Source organism: Chitinibacter sp. FCG-7, from assembly GCF_040047665.1.
GTDB lineage: Bacteria > Pseudomonadota > Gammaproteobacteria > Burkholderiales > Chitinibacteraceae > Chitinibacter > Chitinibacter mangrovi.
The window spans coordinates 1,963,357-1,984,359 of sequence record NZ_CP157355.1 but is presented as its reverse complement, the minus strand read 5'-3'; the positions used below and the strand labels follow the sequence as shown (position 1 = coordinate 1,984,359).

General features: G+C 55.8%; 19 protein-coding genes. 13 read left to right on the top strand and 6 right to left on the bottom strand.

All coding sequences use genetic code 11. The annotated features are described in order from the left end of the window. Positions 1-58: 58 nt before the first annotated feature. The 5 genes from ABHF33_RS09425 (at position 59) to ABHF33_RS09405 (ending at position 5,264) form a co-directional block, all read left to right on the top strand. Positions 59-2,068, top strand: a complete 2,010-nt coding sequence (locus ABHF33_RS09425; protein ID WP_348943728.1) for a S8 family serine peptidase — start codon at positions 59-61, stop codon at positions 2,066-2,068. Between the two features lie 250 nt (positions 2,069-2,318). Then, entirely contained in the window at positions 2,319-2,687 is a 369-nt protein-coding gene (locus ABHF33_RS09420) for a hypothetical protein (protein WP_348943727.1), read from the top strand. Positions 2,688-2,994: 307 nt separating this feature from the next. Further along, on the top strand, positions 2,995-3,717 hold the full coding sequence (locus ABHF33_RS09415; protein WP_348943726.1) for an SDR family NAD(P)-dependent oxidoreductase: 723 nt from the start codon (positions 2,995-2,997) through the stop codon (positions 3,715-3,717). An 18-nt stretch (positions 3,718-3,735) separates the two neighbouring features. Then, the gene (locus tag ABHF33_RS09410) at positions 3,736-4,311 is read left to right on the top strand and encodes a hypothetical protein (RefSeq protein WP_348943725.1); all 576 of its coding nucleotides are present in this window, start codon (positions 3,736-3,738) and stop codon (positions 4,309-4,311) included. Beyond that, positions 4,308-5,264 (top strand): helix-turn-helix transcriptional regulator, encoded by a 957-nt coding sequence (locus ABHF33_RS09405; protein ID WP_348943724.1) that lies wholly within the window; start codon positions 4,308-4,310, stop codon positions 5,262-5,264. Before ABHF33_RS09410 ends, ABHF33_RS09405 begins: the two co-directional genes overlap by 4 nt. Before the next feature lie 16 nt (positions 5,265-5,280). On the opposite strand, the gene ABHF33_RS09400 is transcribed toward ABHF33_RS09405, so the two are convergent. From ABHF33_RS09400 to ABHF33_RS09380, 5 genes are all read right to left on the bottom strand, one after another. After that, entirely contained in the window at positions 5,281-6,162 is an 882-nt protein-coding gene (locus ABHF33_RS09400) for a DMT family transporter (protein WP_348943723.1), read from the bottom strand. A 3-nt stretch (positions 6,163-6,165) separates the two neighbouring features. Beyond that, positions 6,166-7,104: a succinylglutamate desuccinylase/aspartoacylase domain-containing protein gene (locus tag ABHF33_RS09395; protein WP_348943722.1), complete on the bottom strand. Its 939-nt coding sequence runs from the start codon at positions 7,102-7,104 to the stop codon at positions 6,166-6,168. Positions 7,105-7,487: 383 nt separating this feature from the next. Continuing rightward, positions 7,488-8,744: a hypothetical protein gene (locus ABHF33_RS09390; RefSeq protein WP_348943721.1), complete on the bottom strand. Its 1,257-nt coding sequence runs from the start codon at positions 8,742-8,744 to the stop codon at positions 7,488-7,490. Positions 8,745-8,975: 231 nt separating this feature from the next. Beyond that, positions 8,976-9,800, bottom strand: a complete 825-nt coding sequence (locus tag ABHF33_RS09385; protein WP_348943720.1) for an undecaprenyl-diphosphate phosphatase — start codon at positions 9,798-9,800, stop codon at positions 8,976-8,978. 599 nt (positions 9,801-10,399) lie between these two features. Continuing rightward, a complete protein-coding gene (locus ABHF33_RS09380; RefSeq protein WP_348943719.1) occupies positions 10,400-10,837 on the bottom strand; it encodes a DciA family protein in 438 nt (145 codons plus the stop codon). A gap of 14 nt (positions 10,838-10,851) precedes the next feature. Here ABHF33_RS09380 and ABHF33_RS09375 point away from each other — a divergent pair, with 14 nt between their 5' ends. Further along, positions 10,852-11,736 carry a M23 family metallopeptidase gene (locus ABHF33_RS09375; protein WP_348943718.1) on the top strand — a complete coding sequence of 295 codons (885 nt, stop codon included), beginning with the start codon at positions 10,852-10,854 and terminating at the stop codon, positions 11,734-11,736. 124 nt (positions 11,737-11,860) lie between these two features. Beyond that, a complete protein-coding gene (gene secA / locus ABHF33_RS09370) occupies positions 11,861-14,602 on the top strand; it encodes a preprotein translocase subunit SecA (RefSeq protein ID WP_348943717.1) in 2,742 nt (913 codons plus the stop codon). 103 nt (positions 14,603-14,705) lie between these two features. Here secA and ABHF33_RS09365 read toward each other — a convergent pair whose 3' ends face one another. Beyond that, a complete protein-coding gene (locus tag ABHF33_RS09365; protein WP_348943716.1) occupies positions 14,706-15,896 on the bottom strand; it encodes a PilT/PilU family type 4a pilus ATPase in 1,191 nt (396 codons plus the stop codon). A gap of 110 nt (positions 15,897-16,006) precedes the next feature. Between ABHF33_RS09365 and ABHF33_RS09360 the strand changes: the two genes are divergently transcribed. The 6 genes from ABHF33_RS09360 (at position 16,007) to ABHF33_RS09335 (ending at position 20,929) form a co-directional block, all read left to right on the top strand. Next, positions 16,007-16,621, top strand: a complete 615-nt coding sequence (locus tag ABHF33_RS09360) for a TetR/AcrR family transcriptional regulator (protein WP_348943715.1) — start codon at positions 16,007-16,009, stop codon at positions 16,619-16,621. A gap of 78 nt (positions 16,622-16,699) precedes the next feature. Next, positions 16,700-17,857, top strand: a complete 1,158-nt coding sequence (locus tag ABHF33_RS09355) for an iron-containing alcohol dehydrogenase (protein WP_348943714.1) — start codon at positions 16,700-16,702, stop codon at positions 17,855-17,857. 241 nt (positions 17,858-18,098) lie between these two features. After that, positions 18,099-18,461 carry a GntR family transcriptional regulator gene (locus ABHF33_RS09350; protein WP_348943713.1) on the top strand — a complete coding sequence of 121 codons (363 nt, stop codon included), beginning with the start codon at positions 18,099-18,101 and terminating at the stop codon, positions 18,459-18,461. Beyond that, complete coding sequence (locus tag ABHF33_RS09345; protein ID WP_348943712.1) at positions 18,458-19,324, top strand: ABC transporter ATP-binding protein; 867 nt, start codon at positions 18,458-18,460, stop codon at positions 19,322-19,324. The genes ABHF33_RS09350 and ABHF33_RS09345 overlap by 4 nt, the downstream gene beginning before the upstream one ends. After that, positions 19,311-20,156 carry a hypothetical protein gene (locus tag ABHF33_RS09340; protein ID WP_348943711.1) on the top strand — a complete coding sequence of 282 codons (846 nt, stop codon included), beginning with the start codon at positions 19,311-19,313 and terminating at the stop codon, positions 20,154-20,156. Before ABHF33_RS09345 ends, ABHF33_RS09340 begins: the two co-directional genes overlap by 14 nt. An 11-nt stretch (positions 20,157-20,167) precedes the next feature. Then, complete coding sequence (locus ABHF33_RS09335) at positions 20,168-20,929, top strand: GIN domain-containing protein (protein ID WP_348943710.1); 762 nt, start codon at positions 20,168-20,170, stop codon at positions 20,927-20,929. The last annotated feature ends 74 nt before the right edge of the window (positions 20,930-21,003 follow it).

Genomic DNA, 21,003 nt, shown 5'->3' with positions numbered 1-21,003 from the left:
CCGGCGCAAACGGTGCAATGGGGAATTTACCTTACCAAAAATGGATGGAGATCCTGAAATGAAATTCACACGCAGCTCATTGCTGGTGGCTGGCGCCCTTGCGTCCATGGCCATCGGCGCACACGCCAACACGGTAGACCGGATTGTCGTCAAGCTCAAAGCATCGCCGATGATGCGCAGCATGAACGCCGAAGATCTGGGACAAACGCTCAAAGAAGCCGCCCAGGGCAAAGCGCAGCACAGCTTTACCATGGCCGACGGCGAATCACACGTTCTACAGCTACCCAAAGGCCTGTCTGGCGCCGAGCTGAACGCTTATCTGCAAAAGCTGCAGGCATCAGGCCAGTTTGAAGCGGTTGAAGCCGACGTCTGGATGTACCCGATGGGCGTCACCCAACCGACAGACAGCCTGTGGAATTCGCTCTGGGGCATGCAGCAAGTGGTGCCGGGCAGCAGCTACGGCGCTGATTTTATCGGCGCTTGGGAATTTGCCACTGGCGAGGGCATCGTGGTCGGCGTAGTCGATACCGGCTCGGTACCGCACGCCGATCTGGGCCAGCTCAGCCCATACAGCGGCAATTATGTTTCCGCTGGCTACACCTTTATCAGCGATTGCTACCGCGCCGCAACGTGCGACTGGACCACTGGCTCGCGCACGATCAAGCCGATTCCAAGCGGCCTGGATCAGGGCGACTGGTGTACCAGCAGCGATGTGAGCAACCAGATTTGCCAGCGTACCGGCAGCAGCTCTTTCCACGGCTCGCACGTGGCCGGCACGATTGCCGCGCTGGGCTATAACGGCGTTGGCGTGATTGGTGGCGCTTACAATGCCCGCATTCTGCCTGTGCGCGCACTGGGTAAAGGCGGCGGCTCTGCCGTTGATATTGCCGATGCCATCCGTTGGGCTGCCGGTGTTCACCCCAGCATTCCCAACCCGAACCCGGCCAAAGTCATCAATATGAGTCTGGGCGGCGGCTCCAGCACTTGCCCGAGCTTCTACCAGTCGGCCATCAACGACGCGAGCAATGCCGGCGCGATTGTGGTCGTGGCCGCAGGTAATGAAAACCAGGACGCCAGCAAAGTCTCCCCAGCCAATTGCGCCAATGTGATTACCGTGGCCGCGACGGGCAAAGCCGGTGAAAAAGCCAGCTACTCGAATTTTGGTAGTAAAGTCACGCTGGCCGCACCGGGCGGCAATGGCAATACGCGGATTACCTCCACCGTGAATCTGAGCGCGGATCGCGTGGATTTGTCGGCCAATGGCGCAGGCTACAAAGGCATGAACGGCACCTCAATGGCCACGCCTCATGTGGCTGCCGCAGTCGCGCTGATGCTCAGTGCCAACCCGAAACTGAAATATAACGACGTGGTCAGCCTGCTGCGCCAATCGGCCACGGCGTTCCCGACCTCTGGCGGCTGCAGCACCAGCAACTGCGGCTCGGGGATTCTGAATGCAGCAGCGGCTGTACGTCTGGCTAAGCAGTCGGCGGGCGACAACACCGAGCCCAATCCAACGCCCACACCCGTGATCACCCCAACCCCGACGCCACCCGTGGTAACACCAACGCCAGCCCCGGTCATTACCCCGACACCAGCGCCAGTCACCGGCTGCCATGCCGCCTGGCTTGAAGGCAAAACCTTTGCTGCCGGTGATCTGGTAACCTACGCAGGCCGCAACTACCGCGCTACCAGCACACACACAGCGCATATCGGTGCCAACTGGAATCCGAAATCAACGCCAACCCTGTGGCAGGACATCGGCGCGTGCACCGGCGGGAATGCAACACCGGCACCAACCAGCAGCCCGGTGATCACGCCCAAGCCAACGGCCACGCCAGTGATTACACCAGCACCGACGCTGGCGCCAACACTGGCACCGACGGCAGCCCCCAGCGCCAGCCCGTCTTGCCCGGCCTGGTCGGCCAGCACGATCTATACGGCAGGCCAATGCGTCAGCTTCAACGGCCAGACCTTTGCTGCCAAATGGTGGACGCGCGGCGAGCAGCCGGGCGCAGCCCAGTGGGGCCCTTGGGCACCGCAGGCTAATGCGGCAGTCAAACGCAAGTAATGCGGCGTATTTAACTACAGGCTGCTGACAAAGTGGAAAATCACGATTTTTAAGTCTCGGCAAAGCCGAGCCTAAGAAATAAGGCCTTGAATCTGCAGCCTTTACGTTTTATTTCCACCCCTCCCGTCCCCTCCTTGAGGGGAGCCTCGCTGCGCGAGTGGGGTTTGCCATCAATCTGAGTATTTAATTAGCATTTAAAGCCCAAGCCCCCGCTCCGGCGGGGGCCAGACTGTTTTGCCGGAGACCGACCATGCTGAAAAACTGCACCGACTTGTTGAAAAAAATCGCCCTGCTGCTCAGTTGCTGCGCCATCAGCGCCTGCGTCACTGCGGGTAACAGCAACACGCTCCCCAGCTCACCAAAAGCTGCCTTGATCGAACGCGTGATTGTGCAATTAAAATCGCCCACCGATCCGGCCAGCCAGATTGCCCGGCTCGCCGAGCACTACCAGCTGGGCATGGAGTACGAGCGCGATATGGGCAGCCAGTTTTATGTTGCCACGCTTAAACCTGCGCTCAGCAATGACAGCCTGCAACCCTATCTAGCCCAAATCGCTCAGGACCCGGCTGTCGCCAGTATCGAAGCCGATCTGCCTATGCACACCATGCCCGTCCAATAAGCAGCAGCCATGACCATACTGCCGCCCAAGGGCGGATACGGGACTCACATAAGCATTGGGTATATTGCTGTAGATCAATAGCTAAAAGTACTACAGCCATATACCCATCAAAAAGCCACAAACTCGACTGCTTGATCACGTCAATTGAGCACATCCGCTTTGCCGTCAAGCCATCGCCCGATACCAGTCATGCGATCAATCAATAGCCGCATCAGCCCAGCGTGCATATTGGCGCGTTTATTCAATCTTTTTCGTTGACTGCTGCGTATGCTGCCCTGATCCGATTTAAATATCCAAGGGTGGCAAAGTGGCGAAAACCATTCTCATCACAGGCGGCACGCGAGGCATAGGGCGTGCTTTGGTCGAGCAATATCTGGCACGGGGCTTTGCGGTCATCGCAACGGGCAGCACGCCGCACAGCGTCGATCAGGCGCGCGCGGCGCTGCCCCAAGTCGACTGGCAGGTTTGCGATTTGCGCGAGCAGGCCGATCTGGCGGCCTTGTGCCAGCATATTGGTCGGCGAGCGCTGGATCGGGTGGTGCACAATGCCGGTGTCCAGCAGGCACGCAACTGGTTCTCGCCCGGGGGTGAAGCGCTCAGTATTGAAGACGAAACCCAGATCAACTTTACTGCACCGGTTTTGCTGACCCAGGCGCTATTTGACAATGTGCATAGCGCGCGCGGGCGCTGGATTTTTATCACCTCAGGGCTGGCAATCGCCCCCAAACAGAGCGCGGCAGTGTACTGCGCCAACAAGGCGGCGCTGCACGTTTTTTGCAAATCACTGAATGGACAGATCGCGCTAACCGGCAGCCCGATCAAAGTGTGCGAAGCCATTCTGCCGCTGGTTGATACGGCCATGACACAAGGCCGGGGGCGGGGCAAAATCAGCCCGGAGCAGGCAGCCGCAGAAATCATTCGCGGCGTAGAGCGTGGCCTGGCCGAAATTCACGTCGGCAAAGTCCGCTGGCTGATGCGCTTGCGGGCGCTGTGGCCCAACGGCGCGGAAAATCTGATGATCAGGCACTAAGGACTACGGATACTGGACATGCGCAAACCGCACCTACGTGGATCACGACTACTGGCCTGGCTAGAGCAGCATGGACGGCATCCGGCGGCGATTCCGGCACTGGCCGCGCTTTCGGTTGGCGACTACTTTTTTCCGGCCTTGCCAGGCCAAAGCTCGGTGATTGTGCTCAGTCTCTTGCAGGCTAGGCGGCAAGCCGCGATTGTGCTGGCCTTCGCCATCGCTGCAGCAATCGGTGCGATACTCCTGATTGCGCTCAGCAGCGGTGTGCTCGCCATACTTGCGCAACTGCCACTTAGCCTGCCCGCCACCCCGCTCTGGCTCACTGGGCAACAGCTGCTACAAACACATGGCATACTGGCGCTGGCCGTACTCTCGGTCTGGCCAGCGCCACCTCGTAGCTTGATTGTGCTGGGGGTGATGTCAGGGCTGCACGAGGCGGCCATCGTGCTCGCGGTGTTGATCGGCAAACTGATCTGGTTTACTGCGCTCACCACGCTGATCATCAAAGCCCCTGCCCGCCTGCTTCGTCTGCCATTCGTAGGAAAAAAGCTGGCACGATGGATTGCCAACCTTGATACGCGGATCAAACAATGAATACCCCAGCCACCATGCAGGCTGATTTTGCCAGCCGCACCATGTTGCAGATTATTAGCGCGGGGCTTGATCTGTTGACACTGCAAGCCTCAATTCCGCTGGGCCGTGGCACCCATGAGCGGATTCCCCTCGCGAGCAAGCAGGCCTTACTGCAGCAAATCCACCGTGATTACGGTTTGCCTGCCCTGCTGCGCGTGGGCGCAGGCGTGAAGCAGCTGGTCGACTCGCCAATCGGCAAGGCTCTATTACAGGGCAGTACGCCCGACACCTTGCTGGGCAAATGGCAACGCCTCGAAAAATACGTCCACAGTCGGCATTACACCCGTTGCGAGATCACGCATCAGCAAGCCTGCATTAGCCACCACGCCCGCAGCGGCCCGCCGCCGAGCCTAGAAGAAGATTTGCTGATTCTCGGCGTGCTGTGCGCGCTACTGCACCAGCTGGGCCTGCGCGAGATTCGGCTGAGCGCCAGCGGGCAAGCTGATCAGGCGGTGTATATTTATCCCGCGCAGACGGTCAATACCGACGCCCTGGTGGTGCGGACCAACTGGTATCTGCACTGGACGACGGGCTGCAACCAGCCCGAAGCAGCAGATGCAAGGCCTGCTCAGTCGGAGTCGGTGATCGAACGCACCAAGGCGAGCATGCGCCAACTGGGGCTACTCGATCTGACGCTGGGCCAGGTGGCTCAAGCGCAGGCGCTGTCGCCGCGTTCCTTGCAGCGTCAGCTGCAGCACAGCGGCGCTGATTTTTCCTCGCTAGTGCAAAGCGTTCGCGTTCAGGCCGCCAGTGAGCTGCTGCTCGCATCGACGACAATCAGTACCGCCGAAATTGGTTTTGTGTGCGGCTTTGCCGATCAGGCGCATTTTTCCCGGCTATTTAAGCAGTGGACCGGCATGACGCCCGGTGAGTTTCGCCAATTCCAAACCTCGCCCGCCGCGGGGCAACACTGAGGCCAAGCTAGGCCGATTACTCAGAGGGTATTACCTTGTTCGTCGCAATCAGAATGGCACACAGCAAGATACCACCCCCACCTATCCATTGCCAGAATGACAGGTGCTCGCCCAGAATCAGCGCGGCCAGCAGCACGCTGACCACCGGCTCCAGCGTAGACAGCGTTGAGGCTTCGCTGGCGGATAGATAATCGAGCCCGGCTAAAAAGGCAAAAATCGCCACCACGGTAGAAACCAGCGCAATGGCCAGACAGGCCAGCCAGCTGTTGGCGCTAACCGGCCAGCTTGGGCTATGCCAGAGCGTCGTCAGCCACAAACTCCCCGCCGCCGAGATCATCACCACCGTCGCTGCTGGCAAAGCCCCGGCGATGGGGGTCAGGCGGCTGCCGAGCAGAATGTAGCCCGAATAAATCAGCGCCGCGAGCAAACCAAACATCACACCCAGCGCCTGCCCGCCTGCCGGGCCAATCGTCAGCAGCAGGCTGACCGAGGCCAGCACCAGCGCAACCATCGTGCGGCGTGAGAGTTTTTCTTTCAGCCACCATGCACACACCAGCGTTACCAGAACCGGATACACATACAGCAGCAAGGCCGCCAGTGCGGCCGAGCCATATTGCAGCGCTGAAAAATAACAAAAGGCTTGCCCGACATAACCCAAACCGCCCATTGCCATCAAACCGAGCAACACCCGCCCGCGCGGCCACTGCGCACGACGCAGCAGCATCACCACCGCCATCACCAGCGCCGCCACGCTAAAGCGGATCAGCAGCAAGCCTTGGGTATTGACCCCGCCAGCCCCATCTGCGCCCAAAGCCCAGACGCCAAAAATCGGCATCCAGCCAAAGGCGATGGCAGAAATCACGATCAGCAAGAGGCCGGTACGGCGTTGTGCGCTCATCCTTCACGCTCTCTCACGCAGTAGATAATCAATCGCCGCCACAATAGTGGCCAGCTGGGCGCGATTGCATTGCTCCGCCGTGGCTTGCGGGCTGTCGGGATAAACCTCGGTAGTTGTGACATAGCGGGCAGCGCTCATCCCGCCACACAGCCCCAACTGACGCTTGGGATTGTTGATCACACCATGCTGCTGCAGCGGCTCACCAATCAGGCAGCCGTGCTTGTCAGGCTGCGCAATATGAGTGACCTGCGCAACGGCCTGAATCAGCGCGTGCTGAAATTGCGGCTCGGCGCGCTCGGTGTCGCCCACCAGATAAAACCCGTCCGGAATCTCATGCCAGTCAAACGCCACACCGTCCCGTGCGGCCTTGGCCGGGCCAAACTCGCTATTGTCGGTATTGGTGGTCTCGTGCAGATCAATATGCAGATCAACGTGTGGTGCATACTCGGCCACACAAGCCATTGCCGCAGCCGCCTCCTGCGCCGGGCTGGCGGAATAGAAATGCCGGTTTGGATCGAGCGTCAGCGGATTCCAGCGATTAATGGTTTCATAAGCCCACGGGCTGATGCACGGCAGCACTAGCAGATTAAGCCGCTCGCTGCAGACCTCAAAAGCCTCGGCAATAAATTGTAAAGCGCCATGGACACCGCTGGTTTCGTACCCATGAACGCCACCGGTAATCAACGCAGTTGGGCGCTGGGGCTGCCACACGCGGCTGCGCACCGCAAATAATGGATAGCGCGGCAAGCCCAGACTTGGATAATCCAGCTCGCCATATTGCACCAGCACCCCGGCTGCGGGCATGCTCGCTTGCAAACGCGAAACAACCTCATCCGCGTAACTGCGCCGAATCTGCTGACGGCTCAACCACTGCGCCCGCTCGGCTGCCGACCAGGGTTGAGCGGGTGTACCAATCGGATAAAGAGTGTGTGACTGCATCATGCCCCCGGAAAAGAAAGGCCACTATATCACTGCAAAGTCCGGCAACGGGATTGGTGAAACTCCGTGTCATCGCAATAGGTCGAGGCTTCAATAGCAACCCCAGCCCTCGAAGCAACGCCCTCTGGGAGCAGACGCCAGGGGCACAAAGCAACAAGGCGTTGAAATTCAAAGCCCTATTTCTAGGCCTAGGCTTTGCCAAGACATTCAGAGCTGTCGTAAGCCACTTTTTACGGGAATCGATGCAGTGAGAAAAACACCATCTTCACCGGGTATTGCTCCATATGCCATGCAATTAAAAGACTACAGGGCAATACCCATCATTTCCACTTACATTGCTATTGCTCGCCCGACCCGAACCAGCACTCGTACCTTGACTGCACGCATCAATAGATAGTTGGGTAGCCACTCCAGTCTGGGGTCGTGAAATTCACTTGCCGCACATAAAACAAGCTCTGATAAGCGCTACCAAACCGGTTAGGGGTTTGCGGAACAAAATTGACCTCCCGCACACTGCTACCTTGCAGCAGATTGCGTGTTGCCGCATCAGCCGGGTAACTCATGTAGGCAAATTGGCCCAGCTGATCGAGCTCGAACTCTAGCGTCCCTTTGACAGTTGCCTCATTAGGATCAAAGACCTTGCTGGCCGTGATATGGCTGGTGTGGATTTGCCCCGGATAACGATCAGCCAAAACCTTGCCTGTGCTGGTTTTCAGCTCGGAACCCGCTGCAAAGCCATGCAGGGCATGGGTCAGTACGATTACTTTTTTACCCGCAAAAGGTCGATCTATCAGCCAGGCGGCGTTATGGCCAGCGACAAAACCGCGCTCATTGTAATCAAGCTGCTTGGGCTTGCTCCACACATAGCCCATGGTGCCGCTCAGGCTGTGGACTGCCCGGCACCAGAAGCCGTCCGATTCAAAGTGCGATTCCTGACTTGCTGGCGCAGTACAAAACTCCGCCTTAACTAGCTCCTGCACCCGCTTAAAGGCAGGCAGCTCAACTGGCGCATCGGTGTATTCCGGATTGCTTGTTAAGCGCTGAGCGATCACTTTATACGTTTGCCATTCCGGATCCCGCAGCAGCGATGCATTGCGCGCTTGCAGCCTAGCTTCCAGCCGGGAAACAAATAATCCCGTTGAGGCCACACCTTCCATCATCACTTCAATACCGGCCAAGCTCAGTGGCTTGCTGGTCTTTTGCGTTTGATCGACATAAGCAAAGATTTTTTGCCCATGCGCATCACGCGAAAAACCATAATAAGTACGACCGGGCGCAGACTGGGTAAACGGAATGGCACGCGATTGCTTTAACTCATTCATATTGACCACATCAAACAGACCACTTTCAATCAGCAGTACATCAAAGCCTTTTTGCTCGTGCAGGTAGCGGATCAAACGCGCGTTCAGGTCCAGCGCCTGCGCCACACCATGAGTCGGCTCGGTGAGCACCACAATTTTTTTGTCACCCACCGCGTTACCAAAAGCGGCCAATTCGCTATCGGCAATATTATCCAGACTGCTGGCAGAGAACGCCTGAGCGGCTTTTTTTATTTCGTTGCTACCGCCAGCAATCTCACTACCACCCCCACCACCGCATGCAGCCAAAATAAGTACCGAAAATGCACAAGCAACGCTTTTCATGACTGGATGACCTGATCAAATAAAACACAAATCTTACTCATTTAAATTAAATCTGTAAGCGATCAATGTGGATTTGTTGTAATGCGGCAAGCGGGACGACTCTAACAATCACCAACAACCCGATTTGTGGCGGATTGATTGCCAAAAATGTGGCGAATAAAAAAACCCCATGCATCACATGGGGTATCTAACTAAAACAAATATCAATCAAGGCCTAAAGAGAAATACCCCCTAGGCATTCCAGTTCACCCAGCCAAAATGCCAGGTGGCCAGTACGATCAGGCCAAAGGCGATGCGATACCAAGCAAATACAACAAAGGTGTGGGTTGAGATAAAGCGGATCAGCGCGCGGATGGCGATAAAGGCAAAGATGAACGACGAGACAAAGCCAACGGCAAAGATACCGATGTCGGGGCTATCGAGCACATGGCGGTGCTTGATCAAGCTGTAAATCGACGCTGCGCCCAGCGTGGGGATGCCCAGAAAAAAGGAAAATTCGGTGGCTGCCTTGCGCGAGAGCCCCAGAAACATGCCACCAATAATGGTCGCGCCCGAGCGGCTGGTGCCGGGGATCAGCGCCAGACACTGGCACAGACCGACTTTCAGCGCGTCTTTCAAACTCAGGTCGTCCACCGTTTCCACGCTGACCGTGTGCTGGCGTTTTTCCGCCCACAGAATAATCAGGCCACCGACGATAAAGGCAATCGAGACGGCAATCGGGTTAAATAATACCGCCTTGATGTGCTCGGAAAACAGCTTGCCCAAGATCGCAGCAGGGATAAAGGCGATGACAATGCCCAACAGCAAATTGCGCTCGCTGCCCGCATGGCTGACGCCTTGAAAAGTGCGGCCAATTTTGGCGCGGTATTCCCAGATTACCGCCAGCATGGCGCCGAGCTGGATAAAGATTTCGTAGACATTGCGCTTGTCTTTGGAAAGGAAATTGAGCAAATCGCCCGTGAGAATCAAATGGCCAGTGGATGAGATCGGCAAAAACTCGGTAATCCCTTCGACCAGGCCCATGATCAGGGAGTGAAATAACAGAATCGGATCCATGTCTTGCCCGTGCAGTTGATTGTCAATGGTGCGCGATTATAGTCGTAAGCACTGTCAAATGTGGCGGGCAGGCTCACATTTATCCTTGCCTCTATCAGCCCGGCGGCCCTGCACTGAAGTCCGTCATCAAACAGGGGTAAAGATGTGAATATTTACACTAGGGCTTGGGAACCACGGGGCGCACCCCCACTCTGATTTCATGTGTGCAATGCAAGTGTGCATTTTGCTCATCTCCTCCCTGTTGACCGGGCGCCTTTTGCAAAATCGGCGCCCGTTTTTTTTGCCCGGGATTTGTGCCTGAGGTCGGATTTGGTGTTGATATGATTGAAAATGAGCTGAACTAGCCCCTTCCCCCTTAACCGGGGAAAGTTGGGATGGGGGTGGTCTTAACGATCAATTCAACATTACACCCTCACCCTAGCCCTCTCCCGTCAAGGGAGAGGGAATAAAAGCGATTCCGCAGTCCAAAAAACCATCAACACGTCATCTGAACATTGCGCCTTGAATACGGGTATATTGCTGCAAGCAATGTCAAGCAATAGCCACATGGCAATACCCCATACCCCACAAACAAATCACTGACAAAAACCCAGACGCGATCACTTCTTCTGATGGTGGCGCAGCAGATTGGCCAGCGCGGCTTTCAGCTCGGGATCATCGACTTGGGTTTGCAGCTGGCCAAACGCGGCTTTGGCGGGTTCAGTCATGCGTAAGGTCTTGGTTTGCATCGGATTTCCCTGCTGCAGTGATACTTGCACCTTGGCGCGGATTGCGGTAGCGTGCACCCCAGCTTGACCCAACGCAGCCAATATCGCTGGCTCGGCCTGTCGCAAACGCGTGGCCGCTGCGCTACCGGGCACCGCCACCAGCAAGGTGCTGCCCGACCAAGCCGTGCCCTGGCACACCCGGGCTAATTCCGGTGCAACGGCCGAGCGGACAATCTGCAGCAAATGATTGAGTTGATCGAGCTGTTTGACCAGCCGCTTAAGTTGGTAATCGCCTTCGACCAGTTGGGAAAAATTAGCGTTTTTAGTCATTTCAAAGGATTCCAATGAATATCATTGTGGTCTCGCATCGGCTGGACAAAGCCATTTCATTGGGCCCGCGCGAGCTGGGTGCTTTAAGTCTGGCTATCACCGTACTGATTGGTGCCGCCGCCTTTGGTCTGGGCATGCTGTTTGCGCCCAACCGGGTAGAGCCATTACTGCGCCTGATGCCCGGCCAGCACGCGCGGCAAAACGAAATTGATGCGCTGGCTGTCCAGGTGGGCGAGCTGCAAGCCAAGCTGACGCGTCTGGATAGTCTGGCCAATCGCGTGGGCGATAAAACCGGTATCGACATCCAGCCTTTCCTGAGCAAAAACCCCGCACCACAAGGCGGCCTAGCGCACGATGGCCAACCGTTTGCGGTCTCCGGCCTGCGCAATCTGCTGCAGGATACCGACGCCAAAATGGCGGCGATGATCGATCAGCTTACCCTAGCCGAGGCTATCCTGATTGCCCCGGATGCCAGCTATCTGCCACGCCGCTCGCCGCTCTCCATTGCACCGCAATCTTCCAGCTTTGGCTGGCGCGTTGATCCGTTTCGCGGCACGCAGGTTTTCCATGAAGGCATCGATTATCAGGGCGATACCGGCACGCCAATTGTAGCCGCCGCCACAGGTAAGGTCGTGTATGCAGCTTACCATCCCCAATATGGTAATATGGTCGAGCTTGATCATGGTAAAGATTTGACCAGCCGATACGCCCACGCCAGCCAGTTGCTGGTCAAAAGCGGAGACACGGTGCAGGCAGGGCAGAAAGTTGCGTTGCTAGGCAGTACTGGGCGCTCAACAGGGCCTCATCTGCACTTTGAAATCCGCTATCGCGGCGTGGCGCAAAACCCCATGCGCTTTATTGATGCAGGTCAATCAAACTATGCTCAAGCCACTAAGTAACACTGAGTAAGTCTTGAAAAAAGACAGGGTGGAGCCAACTAAGGCCTGTTAGCCCGAAAGCGGGCTTAGGCCTTTGTCTATTTATAAAAACTGAGCCTCATCGAGGCCGTCACGTGGTAGCAATATGATCTCGAATCTGCTGAAAAAAGTATTTGGAAGCCGTAACGACCGTTTGTTGAAACAATACGGTGCCATCGTCAAGCAGATTAATGCGCTAGAGCCGAGCATTTCGGCCTTGTCTGATGCTGATCTACGTGGCAAAACCGATGAATTCAAAGCCCGTCTGGAAAAAGGTGAGACTTTAGATCAAATTCTGCCTGAAGCTTTTGCGGTGTGTCGTGAAGGCGGCAAGCGCGCTTTGGGCATGCGTCACTTTGACGTGCAGCTGATCGGTGGTCTGGTTCACCATCAGGGCAAGATTTCCGAAATGCGTACCGGTGAAGGTAAAACACTGGTGGCAACGCTGGCCGCCTACCTCAATGCCCTCACTGGCCAGGGCGTGCATGTGATTACCGTGAATGATTACCTGGCGCAACGCGATGCGGCGCAAATGGGCAAATTGTTCAATTTCCTCGGCCTGACTTGTGGCGTGAATCTGGGCCAGATGGCGCACGAAGACAAAAAAGCCGCCTATGCCTGCGATATTACTTACGGCACCAATAACGAATTCGGTTTTGACTATCTGCGCGACAATATGGTGTTCAGCGTGGAAGAGCGCGTACAGCGCGGCATGAATTTTGCCATCGTCGACGAAGTAGATTCGATCCTGATCGACGAAGCGCGTACCCCGCTGATTATTTCCGGCCCGGCTGACGACAATACCGATCTGTATCTGGCCATGAATAGCATTCCGGGTCAGTTGACGCGTCAAGCCACTGAAGAAGGCGAAGGCGATTACTGGGTCGATGAAAAAGCCCATACCGTCATGCTGTCCGAAGCCGGCCATGAGCGGGTAGAGCAAATCCTGACCCAGATGGGTCTGCTGCCTGAAGGCGACAGCCTGTATGCGGCCAGCCACATCAGCCTGATCCATCACCTAAACGCCGCCTTGCGTGCGCACGCGCTGTTTGTCAAAGATCAGCACTATGTGGTGATGGATGGCGAAATCATCATCGTTGACGAACATACCGGCCGCCTGATGTCAGGCCGCCGTTGGTCAGAAGGCCTGCATCAGGCTGTCGAAGCCAAAGAAGGCGTGGAAATCCAGCAGGAAAACCAGACGCTGGCGACGATCACGCTGCAAAACTACTTCCGTATGTACAGCAAGCTGTCGGGCATGACCGGTACAGCGGACACCGAAGCCTACGAATTCCAGCAGATTTACGGCCTGGAAACGGTGATTATCCCCACCAACAAACCGATGTTGCGCGAAGATCGTCAGGATCAGGTATTTAAAACCGCCAACGAAAAATACAACGCCATCATCAAGGACATCAAAGGCTGCGTCGAGCGCGGCCAGCCTGCTCTGGTCGGCACCACCTCGATCGAGCAATCGGAATTGCTCTCCGGCATTCTGAACAAGGAAGGCATTGCACATAATGTACTGAATGCCAAACACCACGCCAAAGAGGCGCAAATCGTGGCGCAGGCCGGCAATATCGGTCAGGTTACGATTGCGACCAATATGGCTGGTCGCGGTACGGACATCGTACTGGGCGGCAGCATCGAGCGCGACATCAAGGATATTGAAGCCGACGAAGCGCTCGACGAAGCAGCCAAAGTGCTGAAAATCGCGCAGCTCAAAGCCGAATGGCAAGAGCGCCACGATAAAGTGCTGGCGGCGGGTGGTCTGCACATCATCGGTACCGAGCGCCATGATTCACGCCGGATCGACAATCAGTTGCGTGGCCGTTCAGGCCGTCAGGGCGACCCAGGCTCAAGCCGTTTCTACCTGTCACTGGAAGACACTTTGCTGCGCATTTTTGCCGGTGATCGCGTGGCCTTCGTGATGGACAAGCTCAAAATGCCGGAAGGCGAGCCCATCGAAGCGGGCATGGTATCGCGCGCCATTGAATCGGCGCAGCGCAAAGTGGAAGGCCGCAACTTCGACATGCGTAAACAGCTGCTGGAATACGATGATGTGGCCAACGAGCAGCGCAAAGCAATCTACAGCCAGCGCAATGAAATTCTGGAAAGCGCCGAAGTTGCGTCAACGATTGCCGCGATGCGCGACAGCTTTGTGGCTGATCTGTTTGACCAGTTCATTCCACCTGATTCAATGGAAGAGCAATGGGATGCCGAAGGCCTTGAACGCGCACTGAACGAATTGCACGTGGGCGTCAATGTCAGCGAGTGGGTGCAAAACGAGAAATCCCTCAGCATCGAAGACATGAAAGCGCGAGTGGTTGCAGCTGCGAAAGCCGCTTACGACGCCAAGGTTGAACAGGCTTCCGAAACCAACTTCCGCAATTTCGAGCGCTCGGTATTGCTGCAGCACGTTGATCAATACTGGCGCGAACACCTGTCGGCGCTGGATCATTTGCGTCAGGGTATCCATCTGCGCGGCTATGCACAGAAAAACCCGAAACAGGAATACAAGCGCGAAGCGTTTGAATTGTTCTCGGCCTTGCTCGATCAGATCAAGCGCAATGTCTTGCAGATCGTGATGACCGTCCAGATCCGTGGCCCGGAAGACGTGCAACCGGTTGAGCAGCATGCGATTGCAGAATCGGACATGCAATTTACGCATGCAGACATCGAAGCCGTACTGGCCAGCGGTGACGAAGAAAAAATCCGCGAAATGCTGATGGCAGCCATGCAGCAGGAAGGTGGCCCGAAAATCCAGTTTAGCGGCGTTGGCCGGAACGATCCTTGCCCTTGCGGTTCAGGCAAAAAATACAAGCACTGCCACGGCCAGCTGGCTTAAGTCACTAAGTAGTCAGTCAAAAAAAGCGATCTCTACGGAGATCGCTTTTTTATTAGGTATATCAACCAAGAGCTTATTGATATTGATCTATCGGCATATACCCCTACTCTTTCTTCTCCCCCTCAGCGGCCTCTTCCACCACTTCCGGCTCTTCGTGCACTTCAAGCGATAAGTGATCCAGCCCGCTGCTGTGCTCTTCCTTGCGGTGATGCTGGCTATTGAGCTTGATCTTCAGCCGCAATTCATTGAGCGAGTCGGCATTCTTCAGCGCTTCTTCCATGCTGATTTTGCCCGCTTCGTAGAGATCAAACAGCGCCATATCGAAGGTCTGCATCCCCAGCTCTTTGGATTTTTGCATCGCCGTTTTCACACCGCCGACATCGCCTTTGAAAATCATATCGGCCACCAGCGGCGTATTGAGCAAAATCTCGATCGCCGCGCAGCGCCCTTTGCCATCCGGGGTGGGCACCAGCCGTTGCGAAATAATGCCGCGCATATTGAGCGACAAATCCATATACAGCTGCGGATGGCGCTCTTCGGGGAAGAAATTCACAATCCGCTCCAGCGCCTGATTCGAGCTATTGGCGTGCAGCGTGCCCATACACAGGTGGCCGGTTTCGGCGAAGTTCATCGCGTATTCCATCGTTTCTCGGTCGCGAATCTCGCCAATCAGGATCACGTCGGGCGCTTGGCGCAGCGTGTTTTTCAGCGCGGCAAACCAGCCCTTGGTATCGCGACCGACTTCGCGATGTGTGACGAGGCAATTCTTATTCTTGTGCAGGTATTCAACCGGATCTTCAATCGTAATGATATGGCCGTGGCTGTGCTCGTTGCGATAATCAATCATCGCCGCCATCGTCGTTGATTTACCCGAACCCGTGCCACCCACCAGCAGCACCAGCCCGCGTTTGCTCATCACGACTTCTTTTAAAATCTTGGGCAGCCCCATTTCGTCAAAATTGGGAATCTTGCTGGTGATCGTCCTGAGCACCATGCCAACTTTTTCCTGCTGCATAAATACATTCACGCGAAAACGCCCGATGCCTTCGGGACTGATCGCAAAATTGCACTCGAATTCTTCGTCAAATTCGGCCTTCTGATCGGGCCGCATAATCGCGTAGGCCAGCGCGCGCGTTGCCACCGCATTGAGCTTTTGCTGCCCAACCGGCGTCATTTTGCCGTTGATTTTCAGTGCGGGCGGGAAGTCATCGGCGATAAACAGATCGGATGCCTTGTGTTGTATCATCATGCGCAACAAGTCGTGCATGGTTTTTAATGCTTGTTCTGCGTTCATAGCGTGCTCTCCTGTATCAACAGGATATAGACTGCGCGCCAAATGCTGGCTAGCCCGATAGATGGATGGCATTTTTTACAACAATTATTAACTAGACGACTGGTCTAGTTATGTTTATGATCACCGACATGACGACCGAACACCAATCCATGCGCCAGCACATTCTGGACACCGCCAAACCCATTATCCTCGGCAAAGGCTTTTCGGCCGTCGGTTTGAATGAGATTCTGAGCGCCGCCAATGTGCCCAAAGGCTCGTTTTACCATTATTTCAAATCCAAAGAAGCCTTTGGCGCGGCGCTGCTTGACGCGTATTTCGACGACTATTTCACCCGGCTGGAAGGCATGTTGGCACCCAACGGCAGCGATGCGGCCAGCAGGATGGTGGCCTACTGGACGCGCTGGCTGGAAACCCAGGCCGGTGATTGCTGCGAAGAAAAATGCCTTACCGTCAAACTGGCCGGTGAAGTATCGGATTTATCCGAAGCCATGCGCGACAGCCTGCGCCGTGGCACCGATCAATTGATCGCCCGCCTGGCGCAATGCATCAACGAAGGCATTGCCGATGGCTCCCTGTCGCGCGATCTGGATGCCGCGCAAGTCGCTGAAACGCTGTACCAGATGTGGCTAGGCGCCACCTTGCTCGCCAAAGTGCGCCGCGACCATAGCTCGCTGCGCTGTGCGATGGACAGCACGCTAAAGATTTTGCAATTAGCAGCACCGTAATCAACACAGATCGCTCGCCGCAGAGCGATCTATTTTTTGTCGACAACTAGCCGACTGGTCTAATAAAGGAACCCCCTAATGTTTAATTTTGAATTTCACAACCCGACCAAAATCGTTTTTGGCGCAGACACCATTGCCAAGCTTGATCAACTCGTTCCCGCCAACGCCCGCGTGCTGATCTTGCTGGGCGGTGAAAGCGCGCGCAAAAACGGCACGCTCGCCGAAGTGCGCGCCGCACTCGGCGCACGTGAAGTGCAAGAATTCAATGGCATTGAGCCCAACCCAAGCTATGAAACCCTGATGCAAGCGGTTGAGTTGATCCGCCGCGAAAAGCTCGACTATCTGCTGGCAGTCGGTGGTGGCTCGGTGATTGACGGCACCAAATTTGTCGCCGCCGCCGTGCCATTTACTGGCGAGCCTTGGGATATTTTGCTCAGCTACGGCCAGCAGGTCAGCACCGCGCTGCCTTTCGGCACGGTACTCACCCTGCCTGCCACCGGCTCGGAAATGAATAGCGGCTCGGTGATTACCCGCAAAGCGACGCACAGCAAGCTGGCATTTATGAGCCCGCATGTTTTCCCGCAATTCTCGATTCTGGACCCGAACAAAACGCTCACATTGCCAACGCGCCAGATCGCCAACGGTGTGGTCGATGCCTATGTGCACATCATCGAGCAATACCTCACCTACCCGGCCAATGGCATGGTGCAAGACCGTTTTGCCGAAGGCCTGCTGCTATCGTTGATCGAGCTGGGGCCCAAAGTGCTCGCCACGCCAAATGATTATGATTTGCGCGCCAATCTGATGTGGATTGCCACCCAAGCGTTGAACGGCCTGATCGGCGCAGGTGTGCCGCAAGACTGGTCAACGCATATGATTGGCCATGAACTCACCGCGCTATACGACATCGACCACGCGCGCACGCTGGCCATCGTGCTGCCAGCCAGCCTCGCCGTGCGCCGCGTGGGCAAGCACGCCAAATTGCTGCAATACGCTGAACGCGTCTGGGGCCTGCATGAAGGTAGCGACGAGCAACGGATCGACGCGGCGATTGCCAAAACCGCAGAGTTCTTTGAGGCCATGGGGATCAAAACCAAGCTGGCCGATTACAAGCTGGGCGCCGAAGCCGTTGACGCCGTTGTCGCTCAGCTGGAAAAACACGGGATGAGTGCGCTGGGCGAGCAAGGCGATGTCACTCCCGCCATCAGCCGCCAAATTCTGAACGCCGCTCTGTAATACTCCCCAGCGGCAAGGCCGCTGTCGATTGTGGCCACCGCTCGCAGCCCCCACTCAAGCCGCCTCCAACGAGGCGGCTTTATACCGTCAATGGTATACCTCTGTATGTCAATTCAGATAAAGCCTTCAAAGCAATACCCTTAGGCAAGATTAAAATACCCAGCTATTTTACTGACAATGCTTGCAAACCAATGTCGATAAACATATAGTGTGCTACATAACTAACACACAAGCACAGATCATGGCAGACTGGAATAATCAATCGCCGATTTATCTGCAGCTCGCCGACCGCTTGAGCCAGGCGCTGCTCGATGGCGCACCACCGGAAGGTGAAGCCATGCCCTCGGTGCGAATGCTGGCAGCCGAATACGGCCTCAACCCGCTCACCGTCAATCGCGCGCTGCAGTCTATGGTTGACGCGGGGCTGCTCGAAAGCCGCCGTGGCTTAGGCATGTTCGTGCTGCCGCAAGCCAGCGAGCGCCTACGGCTGGCAGAGCGCGAGCGTTTTTTAAATACCGAGTGGCCGATTCTGGCCGCTAAATTACAGCGCCTCGGGCTCAGCCCGACGGATCTCATCTGGCCTTCAAAGGACGATGCCGCATGAAGCAACTAGTCAACATCGACAATCTTAATGTCTCGTACGGCACAAAAGCCGCCGTCAAAAATCTATCGGTGCAATTGCCCGCCGGGCGCATTATTGGCCTCTTGGGCAGCAATGGCGCGGGCAAGACCAGCCTGATGCAGGCGATGATGGGGCTGATTCCGTTTCGCGGCCAGATCAATATTCTGGGTTTTGACCCGCGCACGCAACGCGAAGCGATGCTGCAGCACGTGTGCTACATACCCGACGTGGCGATCCTGCCGCCGTGGATTGAAGTGCAGCAATTGCTGCAATTGATGAGCGGCCTGCATCCGAAGTTTGATCGTGAGCTGGCGCTGCAAAAGCTCTCGCGCACGACGATCAAGCTCGATTCCAAGGTCAAACAACTGTCGCGCGGCATGATTGTGCAGCTGCATCTGGCCATCATCAGCGCGATTGATGCGCAGCTGATGATTTTGGACGAGCCGACGCTCGGCCTCGATATTCCGGCGCGCAAGGCGTTTTACGACATGCTGATCAGCGACTGGTGCAACGATGAACGCACCGTACTGATCGCCACGCACCAGATCGACGAAATCGAAAATCTGCTCTCGGACGTGATGATGATCAACGACGGCGAGCTGGTTCTACACGATCAGTTGGGCCATCTGGAAGAGCGCTATCTTGGCCTGCGTTTTGGCAACGAACACAGCGCAGCCGTAGCCGCCGCTGCGCCGCTGCATCGTTTCCGGCAAATGGGTGGCGAATGTGCGATTTTCGCCGCGCCCTTCCCGCCTGAACTTGAACAATTCGGCCAGACCTTCCGCGTTGAGCTGGCCGATTTATTTGTGGCTCTAAGCCAAGGAGAGCGCCATGCAACAGTTTAAAACCCTTATGCTGCGCGAATGGATGCAGCACCGCCGCTCGTGGCTGATTCTGGGCCTGTGGACGCCGGTGATTGCATGGGCGCTGCTGTATCTGGTGCTGTTTTACCAAGGGCTGCCGCAATTTAATGACGCCGCGATGGCCGACACCGCCAAAATCGCCAGCTTTGGGATCAATGCACAATCGGGCTTTGTCTTTTATCTGGCGCTAATCGGCGTATTGCTGACCATCCCCGGCCTGCCGCACCGCGATAAAGACGATAAATCACTGGCCTTCTGGCGCTCGCTACCGCTAGATGATCGCGCCGCCGTCATCGCCCCGATGCTGATGAATGGCTTATTGCTGCCGCTAATGGCCATCGTATCGGCGATAGTGCTGAATTTCTTGCTGTCTGCCCCACTGTGGATCGCCAGCGCCAATGCTGAGCTCGTGAAAAACATGATGCTGGCGCTACTCGGCGGCAGCTTGCAGGGCTTGCTCACCTTGTTGTGGTTTTCACCGCTGGTCCTGCTGCTGGCGCTGGGCAATAGCGTGATTCGCCGCTGGGGCATGGCCATTGTGCTGATTGGCGGGGTGCTATTTGAAACCGCCTTGATGCGCCTGAGCAATTACGCCACCGGTAGCAATTTTGTCGACATCTATTTTTCCGGCTTATTTGGCATCATGACCCGTGTCGACTTTCTGGGCTTTCTACACGCCAATGCCAATCTGCCCGAACAAATCAGCATGCTAACCCGCTTTATCGCCAACCCGCAATTTGCCGCCGCCATCATCGTCAGCGCCATATGTTTGACCGTACTGATCTGGCGTCGCAAAACCGGCCACGCTGCTTAAATAAAGGAATCATGATGATCAAGAAAAAATGGATTTTTCCTGCTGCAGTGCTAGCTGTGCTCGCGCTGGGAGCAGCAACCGTCCTCTATTCAAAACCCAACCCGCATTTTGTGATCAACGATGGCGCAGCGGCGTTTGAGTACGCCTTCCAGAACAAAGATGCAATTCAACCCAGTGGGAAAATGGTTGAAATCAGCCTTCGTAATAAAGGCGAAAAGTTGCAAAATTATTCCCCGGCCAACATCGAACAGTTTTGTACAATTAAGCCCTATATCGAATTGGACTCGGCATTATTGGACGTGCTTGATCAAGAGTTACTCGCTCAAGGCATCATAAAGCCAAAGGGCGATGCCAATATCGCGTCTAAAATGCCTGCGATTAAGTTCTACAGCCTACTATCTGCAGGTCCGCAAGAAACCAGCCTGACTGAGGTAGAAAATAACGGCTCCGCCTACATCAAAGTACATTGCCCAAGCAATCAAAACGTCAAAATCAGCAACCGTGGCGCGGGCCGAGTAGAGATATTAACGGGGTATCTGGAGAATGCCATTGTTGAAAATCTAGGCGTTGGCGATGTGGTGATGCCCAACATCAAAAAGCTCGTCAAAATCGACAGCCGTGGCACGGGCAGCGTGGCAGTAGGTGAAGCGGCCAAAGCCGATGTCACGCTCTACGGCGTGGGAACGGTCTCATTTAAAAACGAGCCGGAAATGACATCCACCATTAGGGGAATCGGCGTCATCAAAACCAAGGCGCCGCATCCTTATCAATAATCAATCAGGGTATATGGCTACAGAGCATTTCCATCATAGTCTGCAGTCATATACCCATAAAAAGCCAGATCAAG

Bases quoted from the DNA above. Each gene is read 5' to 3' on its own strand.
- ABHF33_RS09410 (WP_348943725.1), top strand. From the start codon at position 3,736: ATGCGCAAACCGCACCTACGTGGATCACGACTACTGGCCTGGCTAGAG.
- ABHF33_RS09405 (WP_348943724.1), top strand. From the start codon at position 4,308: ATGAATACCCCAGCCACCATGCAGGCTGATTTTGCCAGCCGCACCATG.
- ABHF33_RS09365 (WP_348943716.1), bottom strand. From the start codon at position 15,896: ATGAACGCAGAACAAGCATTAAAAACCATGCACGACTTGTTGCGCATG.
- ABHF33_RS09385 (WP_348943720.1), bottom strand. From the start codon at position 9,800: ATGGATCCGATTCTGTTATTTCACTCCCTGATCATGGGCCTGGTCGAA.
- ABHF33_RS09390 (WP_348943721.1), bottom strand. From the start codon at position 8,744: ATGAAAAGCGTTGCTTGTGCATTTTCGGTACTTATTTTGGCTGCATGC.
- ABHF33_RS09425 (WP_348943728.1), top strand. From the start codon at position 59: ATGAAATTCACACGCAGCTCATTGCTGGTGGCTGGCGCCCTTGCGTCC.
- secA (WP_348943717.1), top strand. From the start codon at position 11,861: ATGATCTCGAATCTGCTGAAAAAAGTATTTGGAAGCCGTAACGACCGT.
- ABHF33_RS09360 (WP_348943715.1), top strand. From the start codon at position 16,007: ATGTTTATGATCACCGACATGACGACCGAACACCAATCCATGCGCCAG.
- ABHF33_RS09420 (WP_348943727.1), top strand. From the start codon at position 2,319: ATGCTGAAAAACTGCACCGACTTGTTGAAAAAAATCGCCCTGCTGCTC.
- ABHF33_RS09335 (WP_348943710.1), top strand. From the start codon at position 20,168: ATGATGATCAAGAAAAAATGGATTTTTCCTGCTGCAGTGCTAGCTGTG.
- ABHF33_RS09375 (WP_348943718.1), top strand. From the start codon at position 10,852: ATGAATATCATTGTGGTCTCGCATCGGCTGGACAAAGCCATTTCATTG.
- ABHF33_RS09350 (WP_348943713.1), top strand. From the start codon at position 18,099: ATGGCAGACTGGAATAATCAATCGCCGATTTATCTGCAGCTCGCCGAC.
- ABHF33_RS09345 (WP_348943712.1), top strand. From the start codon at position 18,458: ATGAAGCAACTAGTCAACATCGACAATCTTAATGTCTCGTACGGCACA.
- ABHF33_RS09400 (WP_348943723.1), bottom strand. From the start codon at position 6,162: ATGAGCGCACAACGCCGTACCGGCCTCTTGCTGATCGTGATTTCTGCC.
- ABHF33_RS09395 (WP_348943722.1), bottom strand. From the start codon at position 7,104: ATGATGCAGTCACACACTCTTTATCCGATTGGTACACCCGCTCAACCC.
- ABHF33_RS09340 (WP_348943711.1), top strand. From the start codon at position 19,311: ATGCAACAGTTTAAAACCCTTATGCTGCGCGAATGGATGCAGCACCGC.
- ABHF33_RS09380 (WP_348943719.1), bottom strand. From the start codon at position 10,837: ATGACTAAAAACGCTAATTTTTCCCAACTGGTCGAAGGCGATTACCAA.
- ABHF33_RS09355 (WP_348943714.1), top strand. From the start codon at position 16,700: ATGTTTAATTTTGAATTTCACAACCCGACCAAAATCGTTTTTGGCGCA.